General features: G+C 58.1%; 14 protein-coding genes. 11 read left to right on the forward strand and 3 right to left on the reverse strand.

What is annotated here, in order from left to right:
- Window positions 1–124: 124 nt before the first annotated feature.
- On the reverse strand, window positions 125–1,051 hold the full coding sequence (epsC, locus tag ACIOU6_RS17805) for a serine O-acetyltransferase EpsC (protein WP_401138352.1): 927 nt from the start codon (window positions 1,049–1,051) through the stop codon (window positions 125–127).
- A gap of 190 nt (window positions 1,052–1,241) precedes the next feature.
- On the opposite strand from epsC, the gene ACIOU6_RS17810 reads away from it, so the two are divergent.
- The 11 genes from ACIOU6_RS17810 (at window position 1,242) to ACIOU6_RS17860 (ending at window position 12,719) form a co-directional block, all read left to right on the forward strand.
- Window positions 1,242–2,234, forward strand: coding sequence for a D-cysteine desulfhydrase (locus tag ACIOU6_RS17810; protein WP_401138355.1), 993 nt, complete (start codon window positions 1,242–1,244; stop codon window positions 2,232–2,234).
- 236 nt (window positions 2,235–2,470) lie between these two features.
- Complete coding sequence (gene tcyJ / locus ACIOU6_RS17815; protein ID WP_221731018.1) at window positions 2,471–3,271, forward strand: cystine ABC transporter substrate-binding protein; 801 nt, start codon at window positions 2,471–2,473, stop codon at window positions 3,269–3,271.
- Entirely contained in the window at window positions 3,271–3,936 is a 666-nt protein-coding gene (gene tcyL / locus ACIOU6_RS17820) for a cystine ABC transporter permease (RefSeq protein ID WP_221731017.1), read from the forward strand. The genes tcyJ and tcyL overlap by 1 nt, the downstream gene beginning before the upstream one ends.
- Before the next feature lie 4 nt (window positions 3,937–3,940).
- Complete coding sequence (gene tcyN / locus ACIOU6_RS17825) at window positions 3,941–4,690, forward strand: L-cystine ABC transporter ATP-binding protein TcyN (protein ID WP_401138358.1); 750 nt, start codon at window positions 3,941–3,943, stop codon at window positions 4,688–4,690.
- Window positions 4,691–5,161: 471 nt separating this feature from the next.
- Window positions 5,162–5,926 carry a hypothetical protein gene (locus ACIOU6_RS17830; protein ID WP_221731015.1) on the forward strand — a complete coding sequence of 255 codons (765 nt, stop codon included), beginning with the start codon at window positions 5,162–5,164 and terminating at the stop codon, window positions 5,924–5,926.
- 267 nt (window positions 5,927–6,193) lie between these two features.
- Window positions 6,194–7,435 (forward strand): SfnB family sulfur acquisition oxidoreductase, encoded by a 1,242-nt coding sequence (locus tag ACIOU6_RS17835; protein ID WP_401138361.1) that lies wholly within the window; start codon window positions 6,194–6,196, stop codon window positions 7,433–7,435.
- A gap of 36 nt (window positions 7,436–7,471) precedes the next feature.
- Window positions 7,472–8,665 (forward strand): SfnB family sulfur acquisition oxidoreductase, encoded by a 1,194-nt coding sequence (locus ACIOU6_RS17840; RefSeq protein WP_401138364.1) that lies wholly within the window; start codon window positions 7,472–7,474, stop codon window positions 8,663–8,665.
- A complete protein-coding gene (locus tag ACIOU6_RS17845) occupies window positions 8,665–10,023 on the forward strand; it encodes an LLM class flavin-dependent oxidoreductase (RefSeq protein WP_401138367.1) in 1,359 nt (452 codons plus the stop codon). Before ACIOU6_RS17840 ends, ACIOU6_RS17845 begins: the two co-directional genes overlap by 1 nt.
- Window positions 10,024–10,148: 125 nt before the next feature.
- Entirely contained in the window at window positions 10,149–10,958 is an 810-nt protein-coding gene (locus tag ACIOU6_RS17850; RefSeq protein WP_401138370.1) for a MetQ/NlpA family ABC transporter substrate-binding protein, read from the forward strand.
- Between the two features lie 2 nt (window positions 10,959–10,960).
- On the forward strand, window positions 10,961–12,085 hold the full coding sequence (locus ACIOU6_RS17855) for a methionine ABC transporter ATP-binding protein (RefSeq protein WP_401138373.1): 1,125 nt from the start codon (window positions 10,961–10,963) through the stop codon (window positions 12,083–12,085).
- Window positions 12,075–12,719 (forward strand): methionine ABC transporter permease, encoded by a 645-nt coding sequence (locus ACIOU6_RS17860; protein WP_401138376.1) that lies wholly within the window; start codon window positions 12,075–12,077, stop codon window positions 12,717–12,719. The genes ACIOU6_RS17855 and ACIOU6_RS17860 overlap by 11 nt, the downstream gene beginning before the upstream one ends.
- Window positions 12,720–12,813: 94 nt before the next feature.
- Here ACIOU6_RS17860 and ACIOU6_RS17865 read toward each other — a convergent pair whose 3' ends face one another.
- Together ACIOU6_RS17865 and ACIOU6_RS17870 are read right to left on the reverse strand one after the other, a co-directional pair.
- The gene (locus ACIOU6_RS17865) at window positions 12,814–15,633 is read right to left on the reverse strand and encodes an RHS repeat domain-containing protein (RefSeq protein ID WP_401138379.1); all 2,820 of its coding nucleotides are present in this window, start codon (window positions 15,631–15,633) and stop codon (window positions 12,814–12,816) included.
- A 216-nt stretch (window positions 15,634–15,849) separates the two neighbouring features.
- A complete protein-coding gene (locus ACIOU6_RS17870; protein WP_401138382.1) occupies window positions 15,850–18,657 on the reverse strand; it encodes an RHS repeat domain-containing protein in 2,808 nt (935 codons plus the stop codon).
- Between the last annotated feature and the right edge of the window lie 48 nt (window positions 18,658–18,705).

Here is an 18,705-nt window from a genome sequence, read left to right on the forward strand (position 1 = left end):
AGAATTGGCGCAGGGACACTATCTGGATTCACCCCGAAATCCATTCGCGAGCACGCCCACTCATTCCAAATGTGGGAGCGGGCTTGCTCGCGAAGAGGCTGGATGCCGCAACAAAAATCAGAAGCTACTTCTGCGTCCCGTCATCATGCTGCAAATTGGCCTGGGTCAAATTGCACCCCGCCGGCACGCTGCGGGTCAGCCACACATTGCCGCCGATGGTCGACCCCTTGCCGATGGTGATCCGCCCAAGAATCGTCGCCCCGGCATAAATCACCACGTCGTCCTCGACAATAGGATGGCGTGGATGGCCCTTCTGCAACTGCCCGTCTTCATCGGCCGGGAAGCGCTTGGCGCCTAACGTTACCGCCTGATAGATCCGCACACGCTCACCAATGATCGCCGTCTCGCCAATCACCACACCCGTGCCGTGATCAATAAAGAAACTACGACCGATCTGCGCGCCCGGATGGATATCAATGCCGGTGGCCGAGTGCGCAATTTCTGCGCTGATCCGCGCCAGCAACGGCAGCCCTGCACGATACAAATAGTGGGCGAGACGATGGTGGATCACCGCCAGAATCCCCGGATAGCACAGCAGCACTTCATCCACACTGCGCGCCGCCGGATCGCCGTGATAAGCCGCCAGCACATCGGTGTCGAGCAACGTGCGCAAGCCCGGCAATGCCAGGGCGAAATCCTGAACGATCCGAATCGCCCGCGCTTCGACTTCGGTGTCAGCCTGAGCGCTGTGGCGGGCGACATAACGCAGTTCCAGACGTGTCTGGGCGAGCAACGCATTCAGCGCGACATCAAGGGTATGGCCGACGTAGAAGTCTTCGCTTTCCTCACGCAAATCCACCGGCCCCAGACGCATCGGGAACAATGCGCCACACAGTGCTTCAAGAATCTGCGCCATCGCGGCGCGGGACGGCAATTCGCGGCCGCCCTGTTCGCCGGATGCCCGGCCGTTCTGGGCGCGCCACTGATCCCGTGCGCTGCGCAGTTGACCGACGATGGTCTGCAATTGCCAATGACTGGAACGCTCGCTCACGGTAAAGACTCCTCACGGGCGGCCGGAGTGTCTGGCCGCGTCAACGGCGACTACTTTACGGCATGGCTGTGAGGGCGAATTAAGAACCGATAGTGCTGGACTCAGTCCATTTGGCTATAAGTCATTCGCGGTTGCCCCTGCAAAAGCGCGTGCCTATAGTCCCTTCATCTTTCTCCGCCAGTACGCAACCATGATTAAACAACAGCTGGATCGCTTTACTCGCCTGGAACTGCTTGGCCAACCGACCCCACTGGAAAAACTTGAGCGCCTGTCCACCTGGCTCGGCCGCGACGTGTACATCAAACGCGATGACCTGACGCCACTGGCCATGGGCGGCAACAAGCTGCGCAAACTCGAGTACCTCGCCGCCGACGCCCTCGCCCAGGGCGCCGATACGCTGATCACCGCCGGTGCGCTGCAATCGAACCACGTTCGCCAGACGGCGGCGCTGGCCGCCAAACTCGGCCTGAGTTGCGTGGCGCTGCTGGAAAATCCGCTGGGCACCGAAGACAGCAACTACACCGGCAATGGCAATCGCTTGCTGCTGGATCTGTTCGACACCAAGGTCGAGCTGGTCGACAACCTCGACAACGCCGACGAACAACTCGCCGCCCTCGCCGTGCGTCTGCGCAGCAACGGAAAAAAACCGTATCTGGTGCCGATTGGCGGCTCCAACGCCCTCGGCGCATTGGGTTATGTGCGTGCCGGGCTTGAGCTGGCCGAGCAGATCAAGGACACCGGGCTCGACTTCGCTGCCGTGGTACTGGCGTCGGGTAGCGCCGGGACCCACAGCGGCCTGGCGCTGGCGTTGAGTGAGGCGTTGCCGCAATTGCCGGTGATCGGCGTGACTGTGTCGCGCACTGAAGAAGATCAGCGCCCGAAAGTGCAGGGGCTGGCGCAACGTACTGCTGATCTGCTCGGTGTTGAGCTGCCGGCCAGCTTCAAGGTCGAGTTGTGGGACGAATATTTCGGCCCGCGTTATGGCGAACCCAATGCCGGGACGCTGGCAGCGGTTAAGTTGCTGGCGAGTCAGGAGGCGGTGTTGCTCGACCCGGTATACACCGGCAAGGCCATGGCCGGGTTGCTCGATGGCATCGGCCGGCAGCGATTCGAAGAAGGCCCGATCATCTTCCTGCATACCGGCGGGGCGCCGGCGTTGTTTGCCTACAAGGATTTCTTGTAAGCGGAAGACGAGACCGTTCCCACGCAGAGCGTGGGAAGGTTTTTATATTCAAATAAAGAATATCAATTTAAATATTAAGTATTTTCAAGTCTAACGAAGTCGTCATATAGTCTCGCCGCAGGCGAATTTCGCGCGAGACGCTTAAGCTGCTTTAAGGCAGGATAGCGCTGTCGTCCAATTCCCGAATTCGCCAACTTTCCTTAAGCGTCTTCCATAAGAAAACACAGGGGCTTGTCATGAATTTTTCCGCACTACGTCGCAATCTGCTGGTCGGTTCGCTGGGCCTGGCGCTGAGCGCCGGTCTGATCAGCCAAGCGGTTGCCGGTGAGCAACTGCAACAGATCAAGGACAAAGGCGTAATCAACGTCGGCCTGGAAGGCACTTACCCACCGTTCAGCTTCGTCGATGCCGACGGCAAGCTGTCCGGTTTCGAAGTCGAGCTCTCCGAAGCGCTGGCGCAGAAACTGGGCGTCAAAGCCAAGATTCAGCCGACCAAGTGGGACGGTATTCTCGCGGCTCTGGAATCCAAGCGCCTGGACATAGTGGTCAACCAAGTGACCATCTCCGAGGACCGCAAGAAGAAGTATGACTTCTCCGAACCGTACACCATCTCCGGGATTCAGGCGTTGGTGCTCAAAAGCAAAGAAGCCGCGCTGAACATCAAGACCGCTGCTGACCTGTCCGGCAAGAAAGTCGGCGTAGGTCTGGGCACCAACTACGAACAGTGGGTTCGCGCCAACGTACCTGGCGCTGACGTGCGCACCTACGATGATGATCCGACCAAGTTCGCCGACCTGAACAACGGCCGTACCGACGCTATCCTGATCGACCGCCTGGCCGCGCTTGAATACGCCAAGAAAGCCCCGAAAACCGTGGCGGCCGGTCAAGCGTTCTCCCGTCAGGAGTCCGGCATTGCCTTGCGTAAAGGTGAACCGGAACTGCTGGCTGCCGTGAACAAAGCCCTCGACGAGCTGCGTGCCGACGGCACTCTGGCCAAGATCTCGGAAAAATACTTCCAAGCTGACGTCACTCAATAATGGAAGAAGCTTTCCAACTCGCACTTGACTCCGCGCCCTTCCTGCTCAAGGGCGCGTACTACACGGTCGTCCTCAGCCTTGGCGGGATGTTTTTCGGCCTGCTGCTGGGCTTTGGCCTGGCGTTGATGCGTCTGTCGCGGTTCAAATCTGTCAACTGGCTGGCCCGCATCTACGTGTCGTTCTTTCGCGGCACGCCGTTGCTGGTGCAACTGTTCGTGATCTATTACGGCTTGCCGCAAATAGGTCTGGAACTCGACCCGCTGCCGGCCGCGCTGATCGGCTTCTCGCTGAACATGGCCGCTTACGCCTGTGAAATCCTGCGCGCGGCGATCGGTTCGATCGAACGTGGCCAGTGGGAAGCTGCGGCGAGTATCGGTATGACCCGCGCGCAGACTTTGCGCCGGGCCATCCTGCCGCAAGCGATGCGAACGGCATTGCCGCCGTTGGGCAACAGCTTCATTTCGCTGGTCAAGGACACCGCGCTGGCCGCCACTATCCAGGTGCCGGAACTGTTCCGTCAGGCGCAGTTGATCACCGCCCGGACTTTCGAAGTCTTCACCATGTATCTTGCCGCCGCACTGATCTACTGGATTCTGGCCACAGTGCTCTCGCACTTGCAGAACAAGTTGGAAGAGCGGGTCAATCGGCACGACCAGGAGTCCTGACCCCATGATTGTCGTGGAAAAACTGACCAAGCAATTCAAGCATCAAGTCGTGCTCAACGGCATCGATCTTGAGGTCAAGGAAGGCGAGGTCGTGGCAATCATCGGCCCCAGCGGCTCGGGTAAAACCACGTTCCTGCGCTGCCTGAACTTCCTTGAACAACCCACCAGCGGCCGGATCAAGGTCGGCGATATCGAGGTCGATACCAGCCGCCCGCTGAACCAGCAGCAAAGCCTGGTGCGCAATCTGCGCCAGCATGTGGGTTTCGTGTTCCAGAACTTCAACCTGTTCCCCCATCGCACCGCCCTGGAAAACGTCATCGAAGGCCCGGTCGTGGTCAAGAAGATGCCGCGCGAGCAGGCCATTGCCCTAGGCATGAAACTGTTGGCCAAGGTCGGCCTCGCCGGTAAGGAAGACGCTTATCCGCGTCGTCTCTCCGGTGGGCAGCAACAGCGCGTGGCGATTGCCCGGGCGCTGGCAATGGAGCCGGAAGTGATCCTGTTCGACGAGCCGACGTCGGCCCTTGATCCGGAACTGGTGGGCGAAGTACTAGCGACTATCCGCGGCCTTGCCGAGGAGAAACGCACCATGGTCATCGTGACCCACGAAATGGGCTTCGCCCGCGACGTGGCCAACCGCGTGGTGTTTTTCGACAAAGGCGTGATCGTCGAACAAGGTGAAGCCAAGGCGTTGTTTGCCGATCCCAAAGAAGAGCGCACTCAACAGTTTCTCAGCAAGTTTTTGAATCACACCTGAAAACTTTTGCTGGGCGAGACGTCAACTTCCACGGATGGAAGTTACCTTTTCCGCGATATAAAACACGCCTGAATATATACAACCTGCCTACAACTGATGCGGTACATATATAGATTCTGCAACCGCTCATACGTGTATAAAATCCGCCCCGCCTTTCATCACAGCTACCAAATAACGCTGCGCCAAAACTGGCAAAAAGCCCGGAGTTCTGTGGTCTAGTTCGCCATACACCCTAGGCACACGGCCTCAACAACGTAGGAACATTCTGATTAATTCGTAATTCTTTGATTAACTAACGCCGTCTATTGACACCCCTTCCCGCACACTCTTATCTAGTCGCCAACCGGCGCTACTTAGTTAAATCAACCTGCATTAACTTGAACATCAGTTCACCGCTTTATTGCTTGTTGATTCACGCCTTTTGTTCTTTCAGAAACGGACTTCGCTGCAAGGCTTCAAGGAGAGAAATCGATGACTCGCACTTCGCATACCCCCGAACTGGCAGCGCCGACCCTGGCGTCAGCGCAAAAAAACGGCATCAATCTGGCCGCAGCCGCTCATCTGTTGATCGAGGTGTCGCCCTACCCCGACATGGACTGTGGCGACCTGATCGAACTGTTCTGGAACAAATGCTATGTCGCCTCCAAGGTGCTGACGACCGAGGACGTTGGCGCGACAGTCAACCTGCGGGTGCCGGAGAGTTTTATTGCCAATGGCACCGCCCGCATCCACTACCGGGTGATGCAGGTCGGCCAAGGCCCGGCGCTGTCGGCGGCAAGCCGCGTGCAGGTCAAGCTCGATTGCCCGGGCGGCCAACCGTCGGCATTGTGCGGTGACGAAAACCAGCAACTGGCGCCGGTGACGATCCCTGACACCATTCGCCGCCAAGGCGTGAATCCGAACCAGATCAAACGCGGTGTGCCGCTGACCATCGAGCCTTACGCGAACATGGCCGAGGATGACGCCATTACTTTGCGCTGGGGTGATGTACGCATGGATCTGGCGCCCATCACGGCAGCGGATGTCGGCCTGCCGATTCAGGTCTGGGTGCCGCCGGCAGTGATTGTCGAAGCCGGCGAGGATCTGCGCCTGGACGTGACCTATTGCATCCTCGACCGGGTCGGCAACAACTCGCGCTGGGCGCCGCCAAGGGCGCTGAAGATCGGTTGCGTGAATCCTTATCTGAAAGTGCCGTTGAAGCCAACATGCAAGGCGGCTGAATCCCACAAAGAGTAAAGCCCGATGCGGAGTGAGGAGCCATGGCCCCTCACCGCAAAACGCTTGAGCATCCAGACCATCACGCCTTCATATGCATATTCCTAAAAGTTAGTTTATTTAATTTTTATACACGCTTAGGGTATATACACCGGACCACCGGACATTCTTTCGTTCGCCGCACTTCGCGGCGTTATTCATGAGATGTGAGGTAGGTCGTATGGTCCGGAACACAATCACCCCAGTGCAGATCGCCAGGGCATTGCGTGCAGCCAGGGAGAGGCACTGATGTCCAGTCTGGCAGACGCAAACGTCCAGTCTGATCTGGACATCGCCCCCTTGTTGTTGCCCGCACAAGTCTTGCGCAACGACGCCCAAGCCATTGAGGCCGCGCATGAGCTGGCGCAAGTCGCGCTCGTGCAAGCAGCCAAGCGTGACCGTCAGCGCCAGTTGCCGTGGTCACCAATCGAACAGTTCACCCGCAGCGGCCTGGGCAGTATTGCCATCCCGCGCCAGTACGGTGGCCCACAGGTTTCGTTCGTCACACTGGCCGAAGTGTTCGCGATCATTTCCGCCGCCGACCCGGCGTTGGGACAGATCCCGCAGAACCAGTTCGGCATCATCCATCTGCTGCTCGGCAGTGCCACCGACGCGCAAAAACAACAGCTGTTCCAGAGTGTTCTCGAAGGCTGGCGCATCGGCAATGGCGGCCCTGAGCGTGGCACCAAAAACACCCTCGAATTGAAAGCGCGAATCACCGCCGACGGCGACGATTACCTGCTCAATGGCCAGAAGTTCTATTCCACTGGCGCGCTGTTTGCGCACTGGGTCGCGGTCAAAGCGCTGAACGATGATGGCAAGCAAGTGCTGGCTTTCGTTCGCCGTGGCACGCCAGGTCTGCGCATTATTGATGACTGGTCGGGCTTCGGTCAGCGCACCACCGCCAGCGGCACAATCGTGCTGAACAACGTGCGCGTCGAAGCGGGTCTTGTCGTTGATAACTGGAAGATCAACGAAACCCCAAACACCCAAGGCGCAGTCTCGCAATTGATTCAGGCGGCGATCGACGCCGGCATTGCCCGTGGCGCTATCGACGACGCCATCGAATTCGTCAAAACCCGTTCGCGACCATGGATCGACGCCAAGGTCGAACGCGCCAGCGATGACCTCTACGTGATCGCCGACATCGGCAAACTGAAAATCGAACTGCACGCCGCCCAAGCGTTGCTGCGCAAGGCCGGGCAGGTGCTCGATCAAGTGCACGCCGCGCCGATAACGGCCGAGTCCGCCGCCCGCGCTTCAATTGCCGTGGCCGAAGCGAAAGTGCTGACCACCGAAATCTCGCTGCTGGCCAGCGAAAAGCTCTTCGAACTGGCCGGCAGCCGCGCGACCCTCGCCGAATTCAACCTCGACCGTCACTGGCGCAATGCCCGGGTGCACACCCTGCACGACCCGGTGCGCTGGAAATATCACGCGGTCGGCGCCTATCGCCTGAACGGCACGTTGCCGGCTCGTCATTCCTGGATTTAACGACCGCACACTTTCTCAAGAGCCTTGGAGAAACCTATGCCTTTTTCTCATCCCGTCGCGGTCATCACCAGCGATGAGCAAGCCCTGATCATCGCCAGCGACCTGGCCGAAGATTTCAAACGCGACAGCGCCGTGCGGGACCGTGAGCGGCGACTGCCGCTGCCGGAACTCGACGTGTTTTCCCGCTCCGGCCTGTGGGGCATCAGCGTGCCGAAAGAATACGGCGGCGCCGGTGTGTCCAACGTGACGCTGGCCAAAGTCATCGCCCTGATCGCTCAGGCAGACGGCTCTCTCGGGCAGATTCCGCAGAACCATTTCTACGCCCTCGAAGTGCTGCGAGTGAACGGCTGCCACGAACAGAAACAACGCTTGTACGCCGAGGTTTTAGCCGGTCAGCGCTTCGGCAATGCGCTGGCGGAACTGGGCACCAAAACCGCCCACCATCGCGTCAGCAGCCTCAAGCGTGAAGGCGATGGCTATCGCATCAATGGCCGCAAGTTCTATGCGACCGGCGCGATTTACGCGCAACGCATTCCAACGTCCGTCGTCGATGAAAACGGCGTGCAGCAACTGGCCTTCGTCCCTCGCGACAGCCAAGGCCTGAGCGTGATCGACGACTGGAGCGGCTTCGGCCAGCGCACCACCGGCAGCGGTTCGGTGCGCTTCGAAGACGTGTATGTCGCCGCCGAAGACGTGATCCCGTTCCAGAGCGCCTTCGAACGTCCGACCACCGTCGGTCCGCTGGCGCAGATTCTTCACGCCGCTATCGACACCGGCATCGCCCGCGCCGCTTACGAAGATGCGTTGCACTTTGTGCGTAGCAAGACGCGCCCATGGATCGACGCCGGCAACGACAACGCCACCGAAGACCCGCTGACGTTGAAGAGCTTCGGCCACTTGAGCATTCGCCTGCACGCCACCGAGGCGCTGCTGGAACGCGCCGGTGAATTCCTCGACAAGGCTCAGGCCCAGACCAACGCCGAAACGGTCGCCGCCGCCTCGATTGCCGTCGCCGAAGCACGGGCGATCAGCACAGAAATCTCCCTCGCCGCCGGCAGCACCTTGTTCGAACTGGCCGGCAGTCAGGCCACCCTGATCGAGCACGGTCTCGACCGCCACTGGCGCAACGCCCGCGTGCACACGCTGCACGACCCGGTGCGCTGGAAGTACCACGCAGTGGGCAATTACTACCTCAACGATGAAAACCCGCCATTGCGGGGGACCCTCTGATGACTGCTGCGAAAAAGAAGATCCTGCTCAACGCGTTCAACATGAACTGCATCGGCCACATCAACCACGGTTTGTGGACGCATCCGCGCGATACCTCAACGCGCTACAACACCATTGAATACTGGACCGAACTGGCGCAGTTGCTGGAGCGCGGACTGTTTGACGGCTTGTTCATCGCCGACATCGTCGGCGTGTACGACGTCTATCAAGGCTCGGTGGATGTCACCCTGAAAGAGTCGATCCAGTTGCCGGTCAACGATCCGTTGTTGCTGGTATCGGCGATGGCTGCGGTCACCAAAAACCTCGGTTTCGGCCTGACCGCCAACCTCACCTATGAGCCGCCGTATCTGTTCGCCCGACGCCTGTCGACACTCGATCATTTGAGCCGTGGTCGCGTCGGTTGGAACATCGTCACCGGTTACCTCGACAGCGCCGCAAAAGCCATGGGCCTGCGCGAGCAGGTCGAGCATGACCGTCGTTACGATCAGGCCGACGAGTACCTGGAAGTCCTCTACAAACTCTGGGAAGGCAGTTGGGAAAACGGCGCGGTACTCAATGATCGCGAGCAGCGGATCTACGCCCAACCGGAGAAAGTGCACAAGGTCGAGCACAAGGGCGAGTTCTATCAGGTCGAGGGTTATCACCTCTGCGAGCCGTCGCCGCAACGCACGCCGGTGCTGTTTCAGGCGGGCAGTTCCGAGCGTGGATTGTTGTTCGCCGGGCGCCATGCCGAGTGCGTGTTCATCAGCGGCCAGAACAAACCGTCGACCAAGGTGCAAGTGGACAAGGTCCGCGCCAGTGCCGTCGAGGCCGGGCGCAATCCCGAGGACATCAAGGTGTTCATGGGCCTCAACGTCATCGTCGGCGAAACCGAAGAAGCGGCGTGGGCCAAGCACGCCGAGTACCTGAGCTACGCCAGTGCCGAGGCTGGGGTGGCACATTTTTCGGCGTCCACCGGCGTCGACTTTTCCCGGTACGCGATCGACGAACCGATCCAGTACGTGAAGAGCAACGCCATTCAGTCCGCGACCAAGACCCTGCAAAACAACGACTGGACCCGGCGCAAATTGCTCGACCAGCACGCCCTCGGTGGCCGCTACATCACCGTGGTCGGCTCGCCTGCGCAAGTGGCGGATGAGCTGCAATCGTGGATCGCCGAAACCGGGCTGGACGGCTTCAACCTGACCCGCCTCGTTACCCCTGAAAGTTATGTGGATTTCATTGAGTTGGTGATCCCGGAGTTGCAGCGGCGCGGGTCGTACAAGACCGCGTATGACCACGGCAGCCTGCGGGAAAAACTGTTTCACGGAGCGGCGCAGTTGCCTGAGCAACACATCGGATCTTCGTACCGCCGCTAAAAGCTTCGCTGGCAAGCCAGCTCCCACAAGGGTCTGTGGCGTTCACAAAACCTGTGGGAGCTGGCTTGCCAGCGATGAGGCCCGACCAGACACCACACACTTCATGCACTGACTGGAAAACCACCATGACCCAGAAACTCCTGTCCCACCCAGTCAAAGCACTGGCCCTGGCCCTCAGCCTGTTCAGCTCGGCGGTCTTCGCCGCTGACGCCCCGCTGAAAATCGGCACCACCGCCGCCTTCGCCATTCCCCTGGAAGCCGCCGTCGAAGAGGCCTCCAAACAAGGTCTGACCGTTGAATTGGTGGAGTTCACCGACTGGATCGCGCCCAATGTCAGCCTCGCCGCCGGCGACATCGACGTGAATTACTTCCAGCACATCCCGTTCCTCAAAAACGCCAAAGCCGCTGCCGGTTTTGATCTGGTGCCGTTCGCCCCGGGGATCATCAACAACGTCGGTCTCTACTCGAAGAAATACAAAAGCCTCGACGAGTTGCCCGAAGGCGCCAGCGTCGCCATCGCCAACGACCCGATCAACAGCGGGCGCGGCCTGCAACTGCTGGCCAAGGCGGGGTTGATCACGCTGAAACCGGACGTCGGCTACAAGGCCACCGAAGACGACATCGTCGCTAATCCAAAGAACATCAAAATCCTTCAGGTCGAAGCCGTGCAACTGGTGCGCGCCTATGACGACGCCGATCTGGTGCAGGGCTACCCGGCCTATATTCGTCTGGCCAAGACCTTCGATGCCGGCTCCGCATTGCTGTTCGACGGCCTCGATCACAAGGAATACGTGATCCAGTTCGTGATCCAGCCGAAGAGCAAAACCGATCCACGCCTGATCAAATTCGTCGACATCTACCAGCACTCGCCAGCGGTTCGCGCGGCGCTGGATAAGGCCCACGGCAAGCTGTATCAGGCCGGTTGGGAAAGCTGAGCATGACGACTGCAATTCAACGGCGACTGGAGGTTCCAGAGCCACAGCACTTTGCTGAACGCACCGAACTGCATCCCGACTTGAACCGCGCCCATGTGCGTTTCATTGGCCTCGGTAAAACCTACAACGGCCGACAAGGCCCGGTCGCCGCCCTGCAAGGCATCGATCTGGCCATCCAGCGCGGCGAGGTGTTCGGCATCATTGGCCGTAGCGGCGCGGGCAAGTCGTCACTGATCCGCACGATCAATCGTCTGGAACAACCGACCTCGGGCCGGGTGCTGATCGATCAGGTGGACATCGGCGAATTCGACGAGGACCGTCTGGTCGCCCTGCGCCGTCGGATCGGCATGATCTTCCAGCACTTCAATCTGATGTCAGCCAAAACCGTTTGGCAGAACGTCGAACTGCCGCTGAAAGTGGCCGGGGTGCCGAAAGAACAGCGCGAGAAAAAGGTTCGCGAACTGCTTGAACTGGTCGGTCTGCAAGCCAAACACAAGGCCTATCCGGCACAGCTTTCCGGCGGCCAGAAACAGCGCGTCGGCATCGCCCGCGCCTTGGTTCACGACCCGGACATTCTGCTCTGCGACGAAGCCACTTCGGCACTCGACCCGGAGACCACGCAGTCGATCCTCGGCCTGCTGCGCGAGATCAATAAACGTCTGGGCCTGACCATCGTGCTGATCACTCATGAGATGGCGGTGATCCGCGAAATCTGCAACCGCGTCGTGGTGCTGGAGCACGGGCGGATCGTCGAGCAAGGCCCGGTCTGGGAAGTGTTCGGCGACCCGCAGCACGCGGTCAGCCAGACGTTGCTCGCACCGCTGCAACACGCTTTGCCACAAGAATTGCAGAGCCGTTTGCACACGCTACCGCCCTCGCCGGGAGCCGCTGTGGTGCTGCGTTTGCAGTTCACTGGGGCGGCCGGCGATGAGCCGGACCTGGCAGCTTTGTTCGCCGCACTCGACGGCCGGGTGAAATTGCTTCAGGGCGGTGTGGAACGGATTCAGGGCCACGCGCTGGGGCAACTGCTGCTGTCCGTCAGTGGATCATCGCTGAGCACCGAGCAGTTGCGTCAACGCGCGAGTGATTGGGCGCAACGGGTGGAGGTGTCGGGTTATGTGGTTTGAACGCTTGCTACAGGGGTTGATCGACACGTTTGTGATGGTCGGTGTGTCGTCGCTGATCGCCCTGCTGGTGGGGATTCCCATGGCGGTGATTCTGGTCACCAGCGACAAGGGCGGGATCTACCAGGCGCCGGTGCTGAATCGCGCATTGGGCGCATTCGTGAACCTGTTCCGCTCGATCCCGTTTCTGATCCTGATGGTCGCGCTGATTCCGTTTACCCGGTTGATCGTCGGCACCACCTACGGCGTGTGGGCGGCGGCGGTGCCGCTGACGATTGCGGCGACGCCGTTCTTTGCGCGGATTGCCGAAGTCAGCCTGCGCGAAGTCGATCACGGTCTGATCGAAGCCGCGCAAGCCATGGGCTGCCGGCGCTGGCACATCGTCTGGCATGTGCTGTTGCCCGAAGCGCTGCCGGGAATTGTCGGCGGCTTCACCATCACCTTGGTGACGATGATCAACTCCTCGGCCATGGCCGGGGCGATTGGTGCCGGTGGCCTGGGCGACATTGCTTATCGCTACGGCTATCAGCGTTTTGACAGCCAGATCATGTTGACCGTGATTGTGTTGCTGGTGGCGTTGGTGGCGGTGATTCAGCTGGGTGGCGATCGGTTGGCGCGGGGGTTGAACAAGCGTTGAGTGGGTTGTTCTTGTTCATTGTGGCTTGGGGTACACCCCCCAAGTCACTCAACCTTTTGTTGGAGTGTAGCTATCGAGTCACCCGCATCGAATTTCAACCATAAAGCAAATTGTTGAATAAATTGTTATCTTCCTGCCTGGATCGATACAGATCACTCATACTTTTTGCTGCGAAAACAAGACTATCCGCGTTATTAGCCGCCATTTCCGCACGCAGATGAGGAGCCTGATTAAACATTTCAATCGACGTTTCAAGATCCAATATATCCGGCATCCCCATATAGTTACCAACCGACGTAATGAAATCACGATGAGACGCCGTGTACTGTTGTAAAAAAACAAGATTCAAACCGCCGTGCATGATGGCTTCGGACAGACCTCGAGCAGGCAAATCATATTGCATCACTGGGTAATTCAAAAGCTCCGGCGAATTAGAGTTCAGGTAGAAGTTATCTACCGCACCAGGCCCGACCGCTCTAACCCGGTTAACCCTGTTCAAGTGCATTAATTCATGCCCCAATACCATACCCGAGCTGCCATTAACTCTGTCTAGATTAATAGCAATACGCCCATAAAAATCGTCAGGTCTAACCTCTGCACTTGAGTGCCTCGCTGTTCCTGGGCCCGCTATAAAACCTAAAAACTTTCCTCTCGCCGCTGGCCTACTGTAGGCATTAGCCAGCTCCCTTCCACGCGTCCAAATTCCCGGAAGCCTGCTTTCTACCGCGCTGTATTGCGGACCAAAGTAACTCTGCAAGATTCCTGAAGTTTCTGCATACCCTTGCGTTAACACATAAGTTGCCTCTGCGAAAACCTGCTCCACTTCAGCCAACTGCGAGCTTATTACAGACGCTTGGTCCATAGGAAACGCATCAAGTCCTCGTGCAACAATCAGTTTCTCCGAGTCGATGAGTGCCGTTTCCACAGAATCATCTTTACCTTCGTAAAAAAACCTCCCATCCACGTCTTTCCTAGCGACAGGATTATTTGCAACAAAACAGAAAATGTTCAAACCATTGATTTCTCCAGCTGGATCCGGACTAATCCAGCGCTGCAACCATGGTGCGTAATACCGATGTCCATAGTAATAGAGCCCGGTCGCATCCCTCTCCTTGCCCGAATAACGAATGGTTTTGTCATTCGCCACCCATGCACTTTTACCCGCCCAGCACGCCGTACCGCCAAAGGGATAATAGTGTTCCTGGGTTAGCACAGTCGCTTGTTCATTCAGTTCCAATGTGCTGGAACCGAGATGATCGCTGAGGCTGTACCTCTGTTGGTCGACGTAATTACCTTCGGGCCAGTGCAACACTCGAACGCTGCAACGTCCGGCTTCGACGCGGACGACATGGCGTACTTCGCCACTGGCCTGTCGATGGATTTCCAGGCCAGGGAGATAACGGATTTCACTGTGCAAAGTCCGGCGATTGGATTGGCTGAAAATTGCCTTGCGCAGCCGATGGCCTGGTCGGTCATAGGCATACGACTCATAGTCGTCAGCTTCGCCCTCGCGTTTGACCAACGTCACCCGCACCAACTGATTGCGGATGTCCCAGAGCATAGCCTGTCCGCGTTGCAGCTCCAGTTGATTGCCGCAGTCATCAAAGCCCAGCGTTATTTGTGGCTCTCCCGGCAAAGTACCGTCATCCCGTTGCCCCAAACCTCGATTGCTGTGCGCGGAGGTGAACATCGAAAACCCCGGCGCACCACTGTGGTGTCGGGTGATCAGGTTGCCCGCCGTGTCGTAGTCGAATGTCTGGGTGTAGTTGCGCCGTTGATTAGGGTCCAGTGGTGTGGGCAGCAGATCCGGTAACGCCGGGCCATGGCTCGGCTGACTGACATCCCAGCCCTTGGCCTCAACCAGTTGATACAGGCTGTCGTAGCGATAACGGCTGATCGGCTCGATGCGCTGGTGATTGAAGTACGTGACGGCCTGGGTTTTATCTTCCAGGCTGACGATGTTGCCCACCGGATCGTAGGCGTAGTGCACATTCTGCAATGGAGATTGCTCGCCGAGACCGGCGATCAGGCTGAGCAACCGGCCGTCATCAGGGCTGTATTCAGCGCGGCTGACGACGCCGTTTCCGGCGGTCTCACGTTCGATCTGTTCTTGAGCGTTGTATTGGATATCACTGACCAAGCACTTGGCTTGCATGGTTTCACCGGCCTGCAGCAGCCAGGTCGCGGAAAGTTTGCCCGCCACGTTGTAGTGGCAGGTCTGACTATTGTTCATTGCGTCGGTCTGACGTTTCAGTTCGCCCGTCGGGTAGAAAGCGTGACGGGTCATGTACGACTTTTCTTCAAGATATTCGTCACGGACGTCGGGGTCGGTGGGCCAGTCAGGCAGGTCGAGCGCTGTCAGAAAGCGCCGGGATTCGGTCAGCTCGGCACCGGTCAGACCGTAGTCGTTGATCATGCGGTTACCAGCCGGATCGTCATGGCGGATCAGGCGACCGCACTGGTTGTGCTGCGCAAACGCATCGCCGGCAGCGGCATAGGTCAATCGCTCGACCACACGAGATGGCTCGCCACGGGCCTGCTCCTTCAGTGCCACCGGACGCTGCTGTTCGTCGAATTCGGTATGACGCTGGCTACCTCGTGCATCCCAGAACGAACAGGTCAAACCCGCCTGGTTCAGCAAACTCAACTGCCAACCCGCATCGACACTGTCCGTCAGCAAGGCCTGACCGCTCAGCCCATAAGCCGTGGCCAGATTCGGTTTCGGCGCCGTTCCCCACAATCGCGGGTCCCACGACGCCACCTGACGTCCAGCCGCATCGAACATTTGCCGAGTGATACGAGCATCGATGCCGGGCTGGTCCGGATGTCGGCAATAGCCAATGCTGCGCAGAATCATCGATCGAGGATCGATGACAGACAGCGTCGGCGTGGCAGTGTCGTGGTGAACAATCATGGTCGGCGGCGTCCGTCATACACATGCGTGAAGACTGAGCGCTTTTGGCTCGCTCCGATACTGTAAGAAGTAACAGGTACAGACTCGGCGCCGCCGAATTCAACTCAAAGATCCTCGATCAGGCTGTCGAGCCATGCATATTCAGTTTTGCTTCGATGATTGGTGCCGGTGGCTTGGGAGCTCAAGCCACAAGACGTAGGCAAACAGATTGCTGATTCAACCTACAACACGCACAGGAATGGCATTTTTTTTCAAAAACTGTCGAGTGCTTTGCTGACTGACCACACTGTCCATATCTTGCTGATTCTGAAAAACCAGATCGGTCATATTTTTCCAACTGACGGCGCTATGGGCTTGCCACTCCACATATTCGGGAGGTGACAAGAGACCTTCGTCACTTCCCTCAATAACCCTGTTTAACACTCTCCAAGTCTCAAGCTCCATGTCGTGGAACAAGGGATACAAATTATCAAATGAAGCCAGGTGATTGATTGATGGCTTCAGATCAAAACTATCAACGCCAGTCAACGTCATGTATTGGCGGGACTCATCCGGCAAATAGAATGCCGCCGAGCCATATGCCGATGCTCCTCCAGCGCTGGCTAGGTTCTCAGAAAGCTTCAATGCTCCGTACACAGGTCGCATCTCTCCACTGAATTTTGGATGATCCACAGATCCATACTCTTTGATAATCCTGGAGGGAGAGTGCGCATAGTCGTACATACCCATTTCAAATCCATCTCGCATTTCAGAAGCAAACCCGGGTTCCAATCCCCGCTGCCACATATTCTCGACAACAGTACCCCGTAATTCATTAAGACCTTCGACCGCGAAGTTGATCGTGGGTGTGGCGTTGGCAATAACGCCCACAGCCGCCTCAAGCAATTCTTCGGCAGCGCCCGCGTTGTTTACCCTTGCCAGTTTTTTCAGTCGAACGATGGCAAAGCTTTTGTCCGTCTCTTTGCGGGCCATTATGCTGGGCAGCAAATGCTGTTTGAAGTGAGTTTTTTTAGCTGACTCTGCTTTACTTTCACCTCTTAAAAATTCACTGAGTCCGCGCACCGTTCCTCGCTCGTCAGTGAAAATGACTGGATTGTTCCCTACCATTTTAAATAAGTTAAGGCCGTCAATTTCCCCCAAGGGATCGGCACTGACCCACTGCTGCAACCATGGCGCGTAATACCGATGTCCATAGTAATAGAGCCCGGTCGCATCCCTCTCCTTGCCCGAATAACGAATGGTTTTGTACTTCGCCACCCATGCACTTTTACCCACCCAGCAGGCCGTCCCGCCGAAGGGGTAATAGTGTTCCTGACTCAAGACTCCCGCATCATCATCCAATTCCAGCGTGCTGGAACCCAGGTGATCACTCAGACTGAAGCGCAGTTGATCGCCTTCATCGGCACCGGGCCAGTGCAGTACTCGCACTTGATTACGCCCAGCGTCGATGCTGATCACATGCCGTTCTTTTCCGTTCGTTTCGCGATGAATCTCAATGCCCGGCAGATAACGCACCTCTGATATCAGGATTTGCCCGGATGCTTGACTGAAGTACGTTTTACGCAATCGATGACCGGGTCGGTCATAGACATACCGTTCGTAGTCGTCAGCTTCGCCCTCGCGTTTGACCAACGTCACCTGACTCAACTGATTGCGCACATCCCAGTCCATGGCCAACCCGCGCCGTAACTCCAACAGGTTCCCCGCCATATCAAATCCGACGGTGATCTGCGGCTCTCCCGGTAACGAGCCGTCGTCATGTTGGCCCAAACTCCGATTGCTGTGCGCGGAGGTGAACATCGAAAACCCCGGCGCACCACTGTGGTGTCGGGTGATCAGGTTGCCCGCCGTGTCGTAGTCGAATGTCTGGGTGTAGTTGCGCCGTTGATTAGGGTCCAGTGGTGTGGGCAGCAGATCCGGTAACGCCGGGCCATGGCTCGGCTGACTGACTTCCCAGCCCTTGGCCTCAACCAGTTGATACAGGCTGTCGTAGCGATAACGGCTGATCGGCTCGATGCGCTGGTGATTGAAGTACGTGACGGCCTGGGTTTTATCTTCCAGGCTGACGATGTTGCCCACCGGATCGTAGGCGTAGTGCATATTCTGCAATGGAGATTGCTCGCCGAGACCGGCGATCAGGCTGAGCAACCGGCCGTCATCAGGGCTGTATTCAGCGCGGCTGACGACGCCGTTTCCGGCGGTCTCACGTTCGATCTGTTCTTGAGCGTTGTATTGGATATCACTGGCCAAGCACTTGGCTTGCATGGTTTCACCGGCCTGCAGCAGCCAGGTCACGGAAAGTTTGCCCGCCACGTTGTAGTCGCAGGTCTGACTATTGTTCATTGCGTCGGTCTGACGTTGCAGTTCGCCCGTCGGGTAGAAAGCGTGACGGGTTATGTACGACTTTTCTTCAAGATATTCGTCACGGACGTCGGGCTCGGTGGGCCAGTCAGGCAGGTCGAGCGCTGTCAGAAAGCACCGGGATTCGGTCAGCTCGGCACCAGTCAGACCGTAGTCGTTGATGATGCGGTTACCGGCCGGATCGTCATGGCGGATCAGGCGACCGCACTGGTTGTGCTGCGCGAACGCATCGCCGGCAGCGGCATAGGTCAATCGCTCGACCACATGAGATGGCTCGCCACGGGCCTGCTCCTTCAGTGCCACCGGACGCTGCTGTTCGTCGAATTCGGTGTGACGCTGGCTACCTCGTGCATCCCAGAACGAACAGGTCAAACCCGTCTGATCCAGCAAACTCAACTGCCAACCCGCATCGACACTGTCCGTCAGCAAGGCCTGACCGCTCAGCCCATAAGCCGTGGCCAGATTCGGTTTCGGCGCCGTTCCCCACAATCGCGGATCCCACGACGCCACCTGACGTCCAGCCGCATCGAACATTTGCCGAGTGATGCGCGGGTCGATGTCGGGCTGGTCCGGATGTCGGCAATAGCCAATGCTGCGCAGAATCATCGATCGAGGATCGATGACAGACAGCGTCGGCGTGGCAGTGTCGTGGTGAACAATCATGGTCGGCGGCGTCCGTCATACACATGCGTGAAGACTGAGCGCTTTTGG

Origin of the sequence: Pseudomonas sp. NPDC087615, assembly GCF_044743445.1 — a bacterium.
Lineage (GTDB): Bacteria > Pseudomonadota > Gammaproteobacteria > Pseudomonadales > Pseudomonadaceae > Aquipseudomonas > Aquipseudomonas baetica_A.

What these genes read in the sequence shown, in the direction of transcription:
- ACIOU6_RS17870 (WP_401138382.1), bottom strand. Translation starts at nt 18,657, where the DNA reads ATGATTGTTCACCACGACACTGCCACGCCGACGCTGTCTGTCATCGAT.
- ACIOU6_RS17840 (WP_401138364.1), top strand. Translation starts at nt 7,472, where the DNA reads ATGCCTTTTTCTCATCCCGTCGCGGTCATCACCAGCGATGAGCAAGCC.
- ACIOU6_RS17830 (WP_221731015.1), top strand. Translation starts at nt 5,162, where the DNA reads ATGACTCGCACTTCGCATACCCCCGAACTGGCAGCGCCGACCCTGGCG.
- ACIOU6_RS17865 (WP_401138379.1), bottom strand. Translation starts at nt 15,633, where the DNA reads ATGATTGTTCACCACGACACTGCCACGCCGACGCTGTCTGTCATCGAT.
- tcyL (WP_221731017.1), top strand. Translation starts at nt 3,271, where the DNA reads ATGGAAGAAGCTTTCCAACTCGCACTTGACTCCGCGCCCTTCCTGCTC.
- ACIOU6_RS17860 (WP_401138376.1), top strand. Translation starts at nt 12,075, where the DNA reads ATGTGGTTTGAACGCTTGCTACAGGGGTTGATCGACACGTTTGTGATG.
- ACIOU6_RS17850 (WP_401138370.1), top strand. Translation starts at nt 10,149, where the DNA reads ATGACCCAGAAACTCCTGTCCCACCCAGTCAAAGCACTGGCCCTGGCC.
- tcyN (WP_401138358.1), top strand. Translation starts at nt 3,941, where the DNA reads ATGATTGTCGTGGAAAAACTGACCAAGCAATTCAAGCATCAAGTCGTG.
- ACIOU6_RS17845 (WP_401138367.1), top strand. Translation starts at nt 8,665, where the DNA reads ATGACTGCTGCGAAAAAGAAGATCCTGCTCAACGCGTTCAACATGAAC.
- ACIOU6_RS17835 (WP_401138361.1), top strand. Translation starts at nt 6,194, where the DNA reads ATGTCCAGTCTGGCAGACGCAAACGTCCAGTCTGATCTGGACATCGCC.
- ACIOU6_RS17810 (WP_401138355.1), top strand. Translation starts at nt 1,242, where the DNA reads ATGATTAAACAACAGCTGGATCGCTTTACTCGCCTGGAACTGCTTGGC.
- tcyJ (WP_221731018.1), top strand. Translation starts at nt 2,471, where the DNA reads ATGAATTTTTCCGCACTACGTCGCAATCTGCTGGTCGGTTCGCTGGGC.
- ACIOU6_RS17855 (WP_401138373.1), top strand. Translation starts at nt 10,961, where the DNA reads ATGACGACTGCAATTCAACGGCGACTGGAGGTTCCAGAGCCACAGCAC.